Origin of the sequence: Nocardia brasiliensis ATCC 700358, assembly GCF_000250675.2 — a bacterium.
Classification (GTDB): Bacteria; Actinomycetota; Actinomycetes; order Mycobacteriales; family Mycobacteriaceae; genus Nocardia; species Nocardia brasiliensis_B.
The window spans coordinates 28,078-43,462 of sequence record NC_018681.1 but is presented as its reverse complement, the minus strand read 5'-3'; the positions used below and the strand labels follow the sequence as shown (position 1 = coordinate 43,462).

The 15,385-nt window shown below is 68.0% G+C and carries 11 protein-coding genes and 1 tRNA gene; 9 read left to right on the top strand and 3 right to left on the bottom strand.

Translation table 11 applies throughout. From position 1 onward, the window contains the following. The first annotated feature begins 15 nt into the window (after positions 1 to 15). A complete protein-coding gene (locus O3I_RS00195; protein ID WP_014980866.1) occupies positions 16 to 651 on the top strand; it encodes a class I SAM-dependent methyltransferase in 636 nt (211 codons plus the stop codon). Between the two features lie 6 nt (positions 652 to 657). Here the strand turns inward: O3I_RS00195 and O3I_RS00190 are convergent, their stop codons facing one another. Further along, on the bottom strand, positions 658 to 1,425 hold the full coding sequence (locus O3I_RS00190; protein ID WP_041562313.1) for an SDR family NAD(P)-dependent oxidoreductase: 768 nt from the start codon (positions 1,423 to 1,425) through the stop codon (positions 658 to 660). 94 nt (positions 1,426 to 1,519) lie between these two features. Between O3I_RS00190 and O3I_RS00185 the strand changes: the two genes are divergently transcribed. Continuing rightward, entirely contained in the window at positions 1,520 to 2,689 is a 1,170-nt protein-coding gene (locus O3I_RS00185) for an NADH:flavin oxidoreductase (protein ID WP_014980864.1), read from the top strand. A gap of 62 nt (positions 2,690 to 2,751) precedes the next feature. On the opposite strand, the gene O3I_RS00180 is transcribed toward O3I_RS00185, so the two are convergent. Then, positions 2,752 to 4,182 carry a lipase family protein gene (locus O3I_RS00180; protein WP_014980863.1) on the bottom strand — a complete coding sequence of 477 codons (1,431 nt, stop codon included), beginning with the start codon at positions 4,180 to 4,182 and terminating at the stop codon, positions 2,752 to 2,754. Positions 4,183 to 5,013: 831 nt separating this feature from the next. Next, positions 5,014 to 5,096: transfer RNA gene (locus O3I_RS00175), tRNA-Leu, on the bottom strand. 227 nt (positions 5,097 to 5,323) lie between these two features. Here O3I_RS00175 and O3I_RS00170 point away from each other — a divergent pair. The 7 genes from O3I_RS00170 (at position 5,324) to pknB (ending at position 15,284) form a co-directional block, all read left to right on the top strand. Continuing rightward, positions 5,324 to 6,727, top strand: a complete 1,404-nt coding sequence (locus O3I_RS00170; RefSeq protein ID WP_041562312.1) for a DUF3662 and FHA domain-containing protein — start codon at positions 5,324 to 5,326, stop codon at positions 6,725 to 6,727. 205 nt (positions 6,728 to 6,932) lie between these two features. Continuing rightward, positions 6,933 to 7,400 (top strand): FHA domain-containing protein FhaB/FipA, encoded by a 468-nt coding sequence (locus O3I_RS00165; RefSeq protein ID WP_014980860.1) that lies wholly within the window; start codon positions 6,933 to 6,935, stop codon positions 7,398 to 7,400. Next, a complete protein-coding gene (locus tag O3I_RS00160; protein WP_014980859.1) occupies positions 7,397 to 8,881 on the top strand; it encodes a PP2C family protein-serine/threonine phosphatase in 1,485 nt (494 codons plus the stop codon). The genes O3I_RS00165 and O3I_RS00160 overlap by 4 nt, the downstream gene beginning before the upstream one ends. Next, positions 8,881 to 10,371 carry an FtsW/RodA/SpoVE family cell cycle protein gene (locus tag O3I_RS00155; RefSeq protein WP_036556868.1) on the top strand — a complete coding sequence of 497 codons (1,491 nt, stop codon included), beginning with the start codon at positions 8,881 to 8,883 and terminating at the stop codon, positions 10,369 to 10,371. The genes O3I_RS00160 and O3I_RS00155 overlap by 1 nt, the downstream gene beginning before the upstream one ends. Beyond that, complete coding sequence (locus O3I_RS00150) at positions 10,368 to 11,834, top strand: peptidoglycan D,D-transpeptidase FtsI family protein (protein WP_014980857.1); 1,467 nt, start codon at positions 10,368 to 10,370, stop codon at positions 11,832 to 11,834. The genes O3I_RS00155 and O3I_RS00150 overlap by 4 nt, the downstream gene beginning before the upstream one ends. Positions 11,835 to 11,865: 31 nt before the next feature. Beyond that, positions 11,866 to 13,383, top strand: a complete 1,518-nt coding sequence (locus O3I_RS00145; protein ID WP_014980856.1) for a serine/threonine-protein kinase — start codon at positions 11,866 to 11,868, stop codon at positions 13,381 to 13,383. Next, on the top strand, positions 13,380 to 15,284 hold the full coding sequence (gene pknB, locus O3I_RS00140) for a Stk1 family PASTA domain-containing Ser/Thr kinase (RefSeq protein ID WP_014980855.1): 1,905 nt from the start codon (positions 13,380 to 13,382) through the stop codon (positions 15,282 to 15,284). The genes O3I_RS00145 and pknB overlap by 4 nt, the downstream gene beginning before the upstream one ends. Positions 15,285 to 15,385 lie beyond the last annotated feature (101 nt).

The following is a 15,385-nucleotide window of genomic DNA, read 5'->3' as shown; positions in this document are numbered from 1 at the left end:
GGATACCATGACGCTATGAACGGTGTGCGGGCCCGCGTCCTGTCGACGGTGGCCGGTCAGCTCGGTAATCCCCACGGCCTGCTCGGGCGCGGCGTCGCGGTGGTCCTCAACCGCGCGAACAAGCGCGCCATCGAGGCCGCGGTGGCGGCCGCCGCGATCCGGCCCGGCCAGACCGCGGCCGATCTCGGATTCGGCGGCGGCGCAGGGCTTTCCCTGCTGCTGGCACGCATCGGCAACAGCGGCACCGTGCACGGCGTGGAGATCTCGCCGGACATGCTGAGCCGGGCCAGGTCCGCGTTCGCGCGCGAGATCACCACGGGCCGGCTGCGCCTTTCCGAGGGCTCGCTCACCGCGTTGCCGCTCGCGGACCACAGCCTCGACGGCGCGATCACGGTCAACACCCTCTACTTCGTGCCGGACCTGGACGCCGCCTGCGCCGAACTCGTCCGGGTGGTGCGACCGGGCGGACGGATCGTCATCGATATCGGGGATCCGGACACCATGGCGAAGATGCCGTTCACGCCCTACGGTTTCCGGCTCCGTCCGGTGGCCGAAGTGATCGCCGCGCTGGAACAGGCCGGCTGCACCGTGGACCATCAGCAGTCCGCGACACCGCCGATTCCCCGCCATCTGCTGATCGCCACGCCCTGACCACACTTACATCAACGCACCGCCGTCGATCCGGATCTCGGTGCCGGTCATATAGCGGCCGTCCTCCGACGCGACCATCGCCACCACGCCCGCGATGTCCTCGGGACTGCCGAGCGCGCCGCCGTTGAGCCAGCCGGTCATCCGGGCGAACAGCTTGTGATCGAACCCTTCCGGCTGGTCGAGGATGGACTTCGTGGTGATGCCGCTGGTGATCCCGGCGGGCACGATGTTCACCGCGCGCAGTCCCTGCTTGGCGTACTCCAGCGCGATGGCGTGGGTGAAGGCGTTGACGCCGCCCTTCGACGCCGCGTACGCCGCGAGATAGGGCGCGGCACTGAACGCCGCGGTCGAGGAGAGGTTCACCACCACCCCGTGCCCGGATTCGAGCAGCGCGGGCAGCGCGCACTGGGTCATCAAGAACGTGCCGGTGAGGTTCACCGAGAGCACCTGATTCCACACCTCCAGCGGCATCTCGTGGGTGCGCGCCGGGCGCAGGATGCCCGCCCCGTTCACCAGCACGTCCAGCCCGCCGAGGAATTCGAGCGCCGCGCCGGTCGCGGTACGGACCGAGTCCGGGTCCGCGACGTTCACCGCGACGGTCCGCAGCCGCTGCGCCGCATCACCCGCCTTCTCCGCCGTGGCCGCCAGGCCCGGCTCATCGATATCGGCGGCGACCAGCTGCGCCCCCTCATCCAGCAGACGCAGGGCGATGCCCTGCCCGATGCCGGATCCAGCTCCCGTCACCACCACGCGGCGGCCGTCATATCTGCGCATGTCAAGAATTAGAACAGGTTCCCATTGTGAGTCAAGACACTTCGGTCATCCCATTTCCCGAACGCAAAACTGGAACACGTTCTAGTGTGGACCCATGTCGCACGACGCGTTCCAGCCGGCCGAGCTCGGGCCGGTCCAGCTGCGCAACCGGATCATCAAGGCCGCGACGTTCGAGGGACGCACGCCCGACGCCTTGGTCACCGACGAACTCATCGACTTCCATCGCGCGGTCGCCGTGGGCGGCGCGGGACTGACCACAGTCGCGTACTGCGCGGTCGCGCCGGAGGGTCGCACCGACCGGCACCAGATCTGGATGCGGCCCGAGGCGGTCCCCGGATTGCGCAGGCTCACCGACGCGGTGCACGAGGCGGGCGGCGCGGTCTCGGCGCAACTCGGTCACGCGGGCCCGGTCGCCAACGCGGCGTCCAATCGCGCGCCCGCGCTCGCGCCCAGCCGGCAGTTCAGCCCGATCAGCCTGCGACTCACCCAATCCGCGACCGGTGCGGATATCCGCCGGATCGTCGCCGCGCACGCACGGGCCGCCCGCCTGGCCGTCGAGTCCGGATTCGATGCCGTGGAACTGCATTTCGGGCACAACTATCTGATCAGCTCGTTCCTCAGCCCGGCACTGAACAAGCGCTCCGACGAGTACGGCGGCACCCTGGTCAACCGGGCGCGGCTGGCCCGGCAGACCGCGGACGCGGTGCGGCAGGAGGTCGGCGGCGAGATCGCGGTGCTGGCGAAGTTCAACATGGACGACGGGGTGCCCCGCGGTTTCCGCGGCGACGAAAGCCTGACCGTCGCACGGTGGCTCGCACAGGACGGCAACCTCGACGCGCTCGAGCTCACGGTCGGCAGCTCGCTGCGCAATCCGATGTATCTGTTCCGGGGCGACGTGCCGCTGCGCGAATTCGCCGACCAGTTCCCGCAGCCGCAACGGGCCGGAATCCGGTTGGCCGGTCGCCGCTTCCTGCGCACCTATCCCTTCCACGAGGCCTACCTGCTCGACGAGGCGCGCCGCTTCCGGGCCGAACTCGCGCTGCCGCTGGTCCTGCTCGGCGGCATCGCCTCGCGCGCGTCGATCGAGCTGGCGATGGCCAACGGGTTCGAGTTCGTCGCGATGGCGCGGGCGCTGCTGCACGATCCCGGACTGGTCGGCCGGATGAGCGCCGAGGCGGCCGAGGTCTCGCAGTGCACCCATTGCAACCGCTGCATGCCGACGATCTACCGGGGCACCCGCTGTGTGCTGACCTCCCCCGCCTGACTTCGCCCAACGAAAAGAGCCCCGGATCCACGGATCCGGGGCCCTGCCGTTCGTCCTATCGCTCAGTTGATCTCGCGGATCGCCCGCTCGGACAGCTCCGCGGCGCGCGGACCGACCGCGGCGGCGAACTCCTGCAGCGCTTCACCCTCCAGCGCGATACCGGCGACGTCGTTGCGGATGCAGCCGTTGGCCACCGGAACCCGATCGAACCGATCCTTCATCCAGGACATCACGCGCGGCTGTGCGGTGACGAACAGGCTGTAGCCCTCGTTGGCGTGCGTGCGGTTGTATTCCACGCGCGCGTCCGGATCCGCGCAGTAGGTGTCGACCAGCTTGTTGACCGGGCCGACCGGCGCCACCCAGTCCGGATTGGACTGGTAGATGAACATGGGCATCTTGGGCACGCTCTTGCCCATCTTCACCTTCTCCAGCACCGCGGCGGGCACCGGCTCGCGGGTGATGTCCGGGCTGTCGAACAGGCCCTTGATATTGAGGAACGGGAACATCGTGCTCACGTTCCAGCCCATGCACATGTTGCTCTGCGGCCCGACCATCGCCTTGCCCAGCGGATTCATGTGCTGGTCGAAATACTCCTGCAGTTCCGGATATTCGCGGGCGACCCCGAGCACGCCGGAGTAGATGAGGCCCGCGGCCAGCTGGCTGTTCGCCAGATCGACCATCGCCGTCATATCCGCGGGCACGCCGCCTTCCGCGACACCGACGATATTCAGTTCGGGCGCGTACTGCTCTTTCATTTCCGCGGCCCAGCCCGCGGCAATGGCGCCGCCCGAGTTACCGATCAATCCGACCATCGTGTCGGCGCCCCGGTCCAACGACATCTGCGCGAAATTCTCCGCGGCGCGCACGCCGTCCAGGGTCACCATTCCGGCCAGCGGTCCGGCGCCGAACGCATTCGCGGGCCCTTCATGGTCCGGCAGCGAAACCGCCCAGCCCTGCGAAATCGCGTACAGCGGAATCAGCATTTCGCTGTCCGGCGCGAACGTGCCGCGGTAGTTCGACGGCACGGTGGCCTGCTGCACCGTCTGCGACGGCGCGCAGTGCGGCGCGAGCGAGTCCTGCGGCAACTGGTAGGAGATCATCCGATCCGGCTTGCTGCCACGCGGTTTCAGCACCGTGGTGATCGCGGCGATGGGCTCGTTGCGCGAGTTGGTCGACCGGTAGGACAGCTGCCAGGCGTCCACGTCGAGCGGCACCAGGGAGAAGAAGGACGGCACCATTTCCCGGGCCGCGATGATCTCGCCCGGCTCTTTCGAAGCGACCAGCTCGGCGGGCGGATAGTAGAACGACGGATCATGGCCCTGGAATCGGCCGAGTATCCCGTGGTCGTGCCACGGCGTCGCCGGCGGCACCGGGAACGGCAGTTGCGGATACACCGGGTAAGGCCCTTGCTGCCCAACGGCTTCCGGTTCAGCCGCGGCGAAACCCGCGGCCGCCACCTGAACGGTCACCGCCGCGGCGGCCGCCAGTGTCACGATTAATCGGCGCCGCGACCCTGTTCCGAGCACATTCATACGCGATCCTTCGCAGTCGGAGAGTAGAACATTTCGGGGAAGATCCACGAACGGCGTCACTTTTCGCGCACGCAAAAGACACACGAGCGACGCGTAAGCGTTTGGGAAACGCCCGATTCGGGATAGTTTCGCGGGCGAGCATAGCGCCGACACCACGAAACCCCGTGCAATGAATCGAAGAATTATTGCGTTTCGCCGAAAACCAGTTCCCACTTTCCCCGTTCCCCGACTTCCCCTCGAAGCAAACACCGCCCACCCCCACCGAAACCTTTGTCCGCCCACCCCATCCACCCCTGAACTACTCCCTCCACGGCCAGGCTCCACCTCCGCACAGCGAGAGCGACAGCCCTTCACGAACACAGACTGATAGCCCCAAAGGTGAAAATGACACCCCCTTAAGTGGGCGAAAAGTCGCACCGCTTCATCGCGAGAGCGACAGCCACAGGCCCGGAGAGCGACAACCCTTCATCGCGAGAGCGACCAGCCCCAAGACGGCCAGTGATAGCCCCAAACGACAAAGAGTGACGACTCCAACGAGAACAGAGAAGAGACCTCCCCAACGCGCCCAGCGTGATGTGCGCCCAGCCAACGTCGTCACCACGAACAACGCCGCACCCCAAGACAAAACGCACCCAGCACGCAAACCCCGGATGCGCAAACAACACAGGAATGGGGGGTTCGGGGGGCAAAGCCCCGCCGAGCGGGGCGTGGGGGCTGCGCCCCCACAAAATACGAGTGAAACGAGCAAGGCCCATGCTCTCCATGAGCATGGGCCTTGCACGAGTGCAACGGTGGGCGAAGGGGGACTTGAACCCCCACGTCCCGAAGGACACTGGCACCTGAAGCCAGCGCGTCTGCCATTCCGCCACTCGCCCGAGCGACTCCGAGACAGTATCACGCACCACGCGCGGACACGAAATCGTGCTTGTCGGCTGGTGACGCGGGGGCTGGACAGGCCGGGGAACCTGCTGATCGCGCCAAGAGTTACAGGTGTGGACGATCGTGGATATCATGCAATGAACGTGCTCGATACGCGACACGCCATATCCGCGTGTCGTTGTTACGGATCCGAAGAACTGACGCTCACCGAAGGGAGGCCGAGATGGGCATCGTTTCACGGTTCGAGCGTCGTCTGCAGGGCGCCGTCGGTGACGTGTTCGCTCGGGTGTTCGGCGGGAATGTCGTGCCGCAGGAGGTGGAGGCGGCGCTGCAGCAGGAGGCCGCCGATCATGTCCAGGAGCTCGGCGGCGGACATCTGTTGGCGCCCAACAGCTATGTGATCACGATCAATTCTTCGGATCACCAGCAACTGGATGCCGATCACGACCTCACGACCCGCGCGTTCGCCAAGCATCTGCAGGATTACATCCGGGAGCAAGGGTGGCAGACCTACGGCGAAGTACACGTGGCTTTCGAGGCATCACCTACGCTGCACACCGGACAGTTCAGGGCAAGCGGCCGGGTCGACCCGGACATCGGTCGCCGAGCTACACCAGCTCACAGCCCCGAACCCCCGCCACAACGACCTGATAACCCGCAACCAGGAGCTGGCCCCATGACGCAGAACTCAGGCTACGACCCGAGCCGTGAGCCCGCGGAGTCCGATCCACGCAACCGCGGGTACGCCCCACCGCCTGCTGGTCGCGGCGGTCCGCAGAACGGCGCGTACCGCGAGGACTACGGTCGTGGCGCTGCTCCGTATGGTTCGGCCGACTATCAGGCGCCGGACGCGCAGCAGGGGTATGGCGAATACCAGAACGGCTACGACTACCAGCAGGGTGGTCAGGCTTACGGTCAGCCGGGCTATCAGGAGCCGGGGTACGGCCAGCAGCAGGGCTATGCCGATCGCGCTTACGGCCAGCAGGGTTACCAGGAGCCGGGGTACGGCCAGCAGGGCTATCAGGAGCCCGGTTACGGCCAGCAGGGTTACCAGGAACCGGGTTACGGCCAGCCGGGGTACGGCCAGCAAGGCTATGGCGATCAGGCGTACGCGGATCCGGCGTACGGCCAGCAAGGTCAGGGCTACGCCCAGCCGGGGTATGGCCAGCAGGGCTATGCCGAGCCGGGTTACGGCGATCAGGCCTATGCCGAGCCGGGTGCGTACGGCCAGGACGACCAGGGCGGTTACGGCCAGGCCTACTCGCAGCAGCCGGGGTACGGCCAGCAGCCGGGCTACGGCGCCGCGCCGGCGTACGGCGCTGCCCCGCAGGCCGGTTCGGGCTACTCCGCGACTCTGCAGCTCGATGACGGCAGCGGCCGCACGTACCAGTTGCGTGAGGGCAGCAACATCATCGGCCGCGGCCAGGACGCGCATTTCCGGCTGCCCGACACGGGTGTTTCGCGCCGGCATATCGAGGTCCGCTGGGACGGTTCGACCGCGATGCTGTCGGATCTGGGTTCCACCAACGGCACGCTGGTCAACGGTTCGCCCGTGCAGGACTGGCAGCTCGCCGACGGGGATGTCATCCGCGCCGGGCACTCCGAGATCCTGATCCGTATCGTCTGATCCCGTAAGCTCGCGATGCCGGTCACGACTTGGCCATCAGGGATTCGTCGGTCGTATCGTGATCGAAATCGACCTTCGGCCCTATGATGCTGCCAACACACGCACGGCACCGGATACCGGGGTCGGCAAGACCAGCATGCTGGTGGGGGTGGTCGAACCGCACCTACGGCACCGACATACACGGTCGAACAGGAGGTGGAGCGCCGTGCAGGGACTGATCCTGCAACTGACCCGTGCGGGGTTCCTTCTGCTGTTGTGGTTGTTCGTGTGGGCGGTGCTGCGCACCTTGCGCAGCGACATCTACGCGGCATCCGGCATTCGGATCCAGCCCAGGGCCGCACGCGGTTCCGCGGTGCTGCCCTCCTTCAGCCGGGGCCAGAAGGGCGCCAAATTTCTTGTGGTGACTCAAGGTTCACTCGCCGGCACCCGCATCTCGCTAGGCACCCAACCGGTGCTGATCGGGCGTGCGGACGATTCCACGCTGGTGCTCACCGATGACTACGCCTCGACCAGACATGCGCGACTGTCTCCCCGCGGCGACGATTGGTACGTCGAAGATCTCGGTTCGACGAACGGCACCTATCTCGATCGCGCGAAAGTCACCACTGCCGTGCGGGTTCCGCTCGGCACTCCGGTCCGTGTCGGCAAAACAGTGATCGAGCTGCGATCGTGACACTCGTTCTCCGCTACGCAGCGCGCAGCGACCGCGGTCTCGTCCGAGGCAACAACGAAGACTCCGTCTACGCGGGTGCGCGGCTGCTCGCGCTCGCCGACGGCATGGGTGGCCATGCCGCGGGCGAGGTGGCCTCGCAGCTGATGATCGCCGCGCTGGCGCATCTGGACGACGACGAGCCGGGCGACGATCTGCTCGGCAAGCTCGACACGGCGACGCGGGAGGGCAATGCCGCGATCGCCGATCAGGTCGAGGAGGAGCCCGAGCTGGACGGGATGGGCACCACGCTCACCGCGATCCTGTTCGCGGGCAAGAAGCTGGGCCTGGTCCATATCGGTGATTCCCGCGCCTATCTGCTGCGCGGCGGCGAGCTCGCCCAGATCACCCGGGACGACACGTTCGTGCAGTCGCTGGTCGACGAGGGCCGGATCACGCCCGAGCAGGCGCACACCCATCCGCAGCGTTCGCTGATCATGCGCGCGCTCACCGGCAACGAGATCGAGCCGACGCTGATCATGCGGGAGGCGCGCGCGGGCGATCGCTACCTGCTGTGCTCCGACGGCCTCTCCGATGTGGTGAGCGACGAGACCATCGCGAACACCATGCGCGAGGGTTCCACCGACGAGTGCGCCGACCGGCTCATCGAGCTCGCGCTGCGCAGCGGCGGCCCGGACAACGTCACGGTGGTCGTCGCGGATGTGATCGATCTCGACTACGGCCAGAGTCATCCGATCGTCGCCGGTGCGGCGTCCGGGGTGGACGAGGACACGCCGCCGCCGAATACCGCGGCGGGCCGGGCGGCGGCGATGCGTCCGCCGCGCGCCGCACCGCGCCGGGCGGCGGCGGCACCCGAGCCGGAGGCCAAGGGCAAGTCGCACCGGCTGCGCTGGATCATGCTCGCCGTGGCGCTGGTGGTCGCGGTCAGCGTCGGATTGCTGGTCGGCTACAAGATGATTCGCAGCAACTACTACGTCGGGGCCGACAACGGCTCGGTGGTGATCCTGCGCGGCTTACCCGGTTCGGTGCTCGGCTACTCGATCCACGACGTGAATCAGGTCGGTTGCGTCACCAAGACCGGTGAGCTCTCGCTGGTGAACCCGGGTGCCGATCTGCCTTCGGCGTGCAAGCAGCTGAAGGTGACCGATCTCAAGCAGACGGGTCGCGAGCAGGTCGGCCGTGGTCTGCCGCCGGGCTCGCTGGATCGCGCGAAGGAGCAGATGCGCTCCATCGCGCAGGGTGAGCTGCTGCCGCCGTGCCCGGTGAAGGAGTCGGTGCCGCAGCCGGGCGTGCTGCCCCAGCCCGCCGATCCGCAGCCGCCGTTGCCGCCGGCCACCAGCAGTGCGCCGACCACCACCGTCGAGCCCGCGCCGGGCCCCGGTGATGCCCGCCCCACACCGACCAAGTCGGAGGCTCCGGTTCCGCCGTCGACCACGTCGTCGAACCCCCAGATCGCGGGGGAGAACTGCCGGGTGACGGACTGATGTCCGCACCGGCACCGCCGTCCGCTGGGGCTTTTCCCAGTCCTCCCGGCGGCTTCGCTCCCGCGCCCCCACCGAGCACTCGACGCAATGTCGAACTGTTGCTGCTGGCGGGTGCGGCAGTGATCACCACGGCCGCGCTGTTCCTGGTCGAGGCCAGTCAGGAGCAGTCGCTCACCTGGGATATCGCCAAATACGGTGCCGCCTATCTCGGTTTGTTCGGCGTGGCGCATCTGGCGGTGCGCCGGTTCGCCCCGTTCGCCGACCCGCTGTTGCTGCCGATCGTCGCGCTCTTGAACGGGCTCGGCCTGGTGCTGATCCACCGGCTCGACCTGGCCGATCAGCAGACCGCGGTCTACAACTCGTGGTCGATGCCCTCCCCCGACGCCAACAAGCAGATCCTGTGGACCGGTCTCGGCATGGTGGTGTTCGTCGTGCTGCTGATCGCCTTGCGCGACTACCGCACGCTGGCGCGCTACAGCTACACCCTCGGGCTGGTCGGGCTCGTCGCGCTGGCCATGCCCGCGCTGCTGCCGAGCCGGTTCTCCGAGATCAACGGCTCCAAGAACTGGATCAAGGTGCCGGGCTTCAACATTCAGCCCGCCGAGTTCGCGAAGATCCTGCTGATCATCTTCTTCGCCTCGGTGCTGGTGGCCAAGCGCGACCTGTTCACCGCGGCCGGCCGGCACCTGCTCGGCATGGAGTTCCCGCGCGGCCGCGACCTCGGTCCGATCGTGGTGGTCTGGATCGTCTGCGTCGGCGTGCTCGTCTTCGAGAAGGACCTCGGCACCTCGCTGCTGATCTTCGGCACGGTGCTGGTGATGCTCTATATCGCCACCGAGCGGGTGGGCTGGCTGATCATCGGCGGCGCGCTGCTCGGCCTCGGCTTCGTGTTCGCCTACCAGACTTTCGGGCACGTCCAGGTGCGCACGCAGACCTGGCTGCACCCGTTCGACGACTACAACAACACCGGCTATCAGATCTCGCAGTCGCTGTTCGGCCTGGCCACCGGCGGTCTCGCCGGCACCGGCCTGGGCAGCGGTCGCCCCAACCAGGTGCCCTTCGCCAAGACCGACTTCATCATCACCACGATCGGTGAGGAACTCGGGCTGATCGGGCTCACCGCGGTGCTGGTGCTGTTCCTGGTGTTCATCGTGCGCGGCCTGCGCACCGCGCTCGCCGTGCGCGACAGCTTCGGCAAGCTGCTGGCGGCCGGCCTGGCGTTCACCATCGCCATCCAGTTGTTCGTGGTGGTCGGCGGTGTCACCAAGCTGATCCCGCTCACCGGCCTCACCACGCCGTTCATGTCCTACGGTGGTTCCTCGCTGCTGGCCAACTACGCGCTGCTCGCGTTGCTCATCAAGGTTTCCGACGCGGCCCGCGCGCCCGCGCCCGCCCGCAAGAGCGTGCCCGCCGCGCCGATCGCGGACGCGACGACGGAGTTGCTGCGCAAACCCGAGGGCGGCCGACCGGAAGCGGGGCCCGCGACATGAACACTCCCCTACGCCGGGTCGCGATCGCCGTGATGGTGATGATCGTCGCGCTGCTGCTCAACGCCACCTACGTCCAGGTGATCAAGGCCGACGATCTACGCACCGATCCGCGCAACAACCGCGTGCTGCTCGACGAGTACTCGCGCCAGCGCGGGCAGATCTCCGCGGGCGGCACCGTGCTGGCGAATTCGGTCGCCACCGACGACCGCTACAAGTACCTGCGCACCTACCCGACCTCGCCGGAGGCCTACGCCCCGGTCACCGGGTTCTACTCGATCCAGTACAAGACCACGGGACTCGAGCGGGCCGAGGACTCGGTGCTCAACGGGTCGGACAGTCACCTGTTCGGGCAGCGGCTGGTCGACATGGTGTCCGGCCGGGATCCGCGCGGCGGCAACGTGATCACCACGCTCGACCCGGCCATGCAGCAGGTCGCCTACGACCAGCTGACCAGCAAGGGCTACACCGGTTCGGTGGTGGCGATCGAGCCGAGCACCGGCAAGATCCTCACCATGGTGTCCACGCCGAGCTACGACCCCAACCTGTTGTCCGGGCACGACGGCGCCAGCGGCACCAAGGCGTGGGAGGAACTCAGCGACGACGAGCGCCAGCCGATGCTGAATCGTGCTGTCTCGCAGACCTATCCGCCGGGTTCCACGTTCAAGGTGGTGGTCACTGCCGCGGCGCTGGCGAACAACGTCGCGACGCCGGAGGACCAGTTCACCGCGGCGCCGAACATCACGCTGCCGGGCACCAGCACCACGCTGGAGAACTACAACGGCAGCAACTGCGGCCCCGGCCCGACCGCCTCGCTGTACGACGCGTTCCGGCTCTCGTGCAACACCGCGTTCGCCGAACTCGGTGTCAAGGTGGGCGCCGCGAACCTCAAGGACGAGGCGGCCGCCTTCGGCATCGGCACGCACCGCGATATCCCGATCCCGGTGGCCGAGGGCACCGTCGGCCCCATCTCGGACAACGCCGCACTGGCCCAGAGCAGCATCGGGCAGCGGGACGTGGCGCTGACGCCGCTGGACAACGCGGTGATCGCCGCGACCGTGGCCAACGGCGGGGTCCGGATGCAGCCGTACCTGGTCGACCAACTGCAGGGGCCCGACCTCAGTGAGTTGTCGAAAACCAAGCCGGTCTCGGTCGGCCAAGCGGTCAGCGCACAGGTAGCGTCTTCGCTGACGAATCTGATGATCGCCTCGGAAAGCAACACCGCCGGAGGTAACAAGTCCCGCTATCAGATCGCTTCCAAGACCGGCACCGCCGAGCACGGCAGCGATCCACGCAAAACCCCACCGCACGCCTGGTACATCGCCTTCGCGCCCGCCCAGAATCCGAAGATCGCCATCGCGGTGGTCGTGGAGAACGGCGGCGACCGGGCGCTGGCCGCGACCGGCGGTTCGGTGGCCGCGCCGGTCGCGCGTGCGGTGCTGGACGCCGGTCTGCGAGGGGGCTGAACGAGATGGATGTGCGAGTGAAGGTACGGGGATGCTGAACAACGGTGCGATGATCGCCAACCGCTATCGGCTGCAACGGCTGATCGCGACCGGCGGCATGGGCCAGGTCTGGGAGGCGCTGGACACCCGGCTGGATCGCCGGGTGGCGGTCAAGGTGCTCAAGTCGGAGTTCTCCGCCGACCCGACGTTCCGGCATCGGTTCCGGACCGAGGCCAAGACCACCGCCCAGTTGAACCACCCCGGGATCGCGGGCATCTACGACTACGGCGAGACCACCGACCCGCAGGGCAGTGAAACCGCCTACCTGGTCATGGAACTGGTGCAGGGCGAGCCGCTGAACACGGTGCTGAACCGGCTCGGCCGGCTCTCCGTCGGCCAGGGGCTCGACATGCTCGAGCAGACCGGGCGCGCCCTCGACGTGGCGCACCGGGCCGGGGTCGTGCACCGGGACGTGAAGCCGGGCAACATCCTGGTGACGCCGACCGGTCAGGTGAAGATCACCGACTTCGGCATCGCCAAGGCCGTGGACGCCTCGCCGGTGACCAAGACCGGCATGGTGATGGGCACCGCCCAGTACATCGCGCCGGAGCAGGCGGTCGGCGAGGACGCCACCGCCGCCAGCGACGTGTACTCGCTCGGCGTCGTCGGTTACGAGGCGCTGGCCGGGACCCGGCCGTTCAGCGGGGACGGCGCGATCACGGTCGCGATGAAGCACGTCCGCGAGGCGCCGCCGCCGATGCCCGGCGATCTGCCCGGCAACGTGCGCGAGCTGATCGAGATCACCATGGGCAAGGACCCGAACCTGCGCTACGCCAGCGGCGGCGAGTTCGCCGACGCGGTGGCCGCGGTGCGCGCGGGTCGCAGGCCGCCCCCGCCGCGCGGCGCCGCCGCGGGCACGCCGCTGACCGGCGCCACCCGGGTGCTGCCGCCCGGCCCGACCGTCGTGTTGCCGTCCACCCCTTCGGATTTCGACGGCGCGACGGTGCGCTATTCGACCCCGGCCGGCGGTGCGCTCGGCGCGGCGGGCCAGGCCACCGGCGCGGCGCCCGCCACCATGCTCAACCCGGGCACCGGTGGCAACCGGGTGCCGCCGAAAGACAAGGGCTTCACCACAACTCAGAAGTGGACCGCGGCCGGCGTCGCGGCCGGCGTGCTGCTCGTCGCCACCGTCGGCTATCTGATGTTCGGCGGCGACACCAACCCGAACAAGGGCCCGGCGAACACCACGACGTCGGTGCCCGCGCCGAAGCCGCCGCCCCCGCCGGTGACCAGCACCACGACGCCGAAACCTGTTCCGCCGCCGCCGACCACGGTCGAGCGGACCACCACGACGGAACCGCCGACCACCACCCCCGAACCGACCACCACCACACCGACCCCGACGACGACCACGCCGTCGACGACGAGCAGTAAACCGACGACGACCTCGCCGACCACTACCCGGCCGCGAGTTCCGACGATCGACATACCATTTCCGGAGATTCCCGGAGCCCGAGGTCCCTCTGGCTCCGTCGGCGCGCCCGCTACTTCTTCGCAAGGACAACCATGACGACCCCGAAGAATCTCTCCTCCCGCTACGAGCTGGGCGAGATCATCGGGTTCGGCGGTATGTCCGAAGTGCACAAGGCGCGCGATCTACGGCTCAGCCGGGATGTCGCGATCAAGGTGCTGCGCGCCGATCTGGCCCGCGATCCCACGTTCTACCTGCGGTTCAAGCGGGAGGCGCAGAACGCCGCCGCGCTGAATCATCCGGCCATCGTCGCGGTGTACGACACCGGCGAGGCCAAGGTCGACGACGGTCCGCTGCCCTACATCGTGATGGAGTACGTCGACGGCGAGACGCTGCGCGATATCGTGCGCGGCAAGGGACCGCTGCCGCCGCGCCGGGCCATGGAGGTCATCGCCGACGTCTGTGCCGCACTGGATTTCAGCCACAAGGCCGGCATCGTGCACCGCGACATGAAGCCCGCCAACATCATGATCAATCGCGCGGGCGCGGTGAAGGTGATGGACTTCGGCATCGCCAGGGCGATCGCCGACAGCTCCAACCCGATGACCCAGACCGCCGCGGTGATCGGTACCGCGCAATACCTTTCGCCCGAGCAGGCGCGCGGCGAGACCGTCGACGCCCGCTCCGACGTGTACTCCGTCGGCTGCGTGCTGTTCGAAATCCTCACCGGTGAGCCGCCTTTCACCGGCGACTCGCCCGTCGCGGTGGCCTACCAGCACGTCCGGGAAGACCCGCGGCTGCCCTCGCACGTACATCCCGGGGTGCCCCGCGAGCTCGACTCGGTGATCCTCAAGGCGATGAGCAAGAACCCGGCCAACCGCTACCAGAGCGCGGCCGAGATGCGCGCGGACCTGATCCGGGTGCTCGGCGGGCAGAAGCCGAGCGCCCCGATGGTGATGACCGACGAGGACCGCACCACTGTCTTCGGCAACAACGAACCCGCGCCGCGCAGCTACCGCACCGTCGAGCGCAACGACGACACCTCCGAGCAGGCGTCGGTGGATCCCGGCGGCCCGCGCCGCACGATCTACCTCGCCGTCGCCGCGGCCGCCGCGGTCGCCGTCGCGTTCACCCTGTTCTGGGTGCTGATCGGGCCGGGCAGCAAGCCGGATCAGGTGACGGTGCCCGATGTTTCGGGCAAGTCCTCGCAGCAGGCGATCGACGCGCTGCAGAAGGCCGGTTTCACCGTCGCCAGCTTCCAGAAGGCCGACAGCAAGGTCGCGACCGGCAATGTGATCGCCACCCAGCCGCTGGGCGGCTCGCGGGTGGACAAGGGCAGCACCATCACCGTGCAGGTATCCACCGGGCCCACTCAGGTGCAGGTGCCCAAGCTCGACGGACTGACCCAGCAGGAGGCCGAGGCCGAACTGCGCAAGAACAGCTTGCAGATGGACCCGAACGTGCAGCGCAAGCCGTCCAGCACGCAGGAGAAGGACAAGGTCATCGGGCAGGACCCGTCGGCCGGGTCGCGGGTGGACGCGGACCGGGTGATCGTGGTGACCCTCGGCTCCGGCCCGGAACCGATCCGCGTGCCCAATGTGGTCGGCCAGGACATCGAGGTCGCCCGGCCGAATCTGGTGGACAGTGCCGGTTTCAAGATCACGATCGAGAAGGTGCCGTCCAGTCGTCCGGTCGGCGAGGTGCTCTCGACCAGCCCGGCCGGCGGCACGACGGTCGAGAAGGGGTCGACGGTCGTCGTCCAGGTGTCCAGCGACCAGATCAAGATGCCGTCGCTGACCGGACTCACGGTCGCGCAGGCCGTGGACAAGCTGCAGAAGGAAGGCTGGACCGGCTCGCAGAGCCAGATCAGCCAGTCCCCGCAGGGCACGTTCGACGCGGGCAGCGTCGGCCGCATCATCACCCAGGCGCCGGCCGCGGGTGGTTCACTCCCGAAGAGCGGCGCGGTGCAGGTGGGCGTCGGCGTGCTCGGGCCGCCGTAGTCGATTCGGATTACTCGGGCAGTGGATGAGCGGACCTTCGGGTCCGCTCGTTCTGTTTTCGGCAGTTGCCGCAAAGCACCGACCAGTCGGTGTGTTCAGCG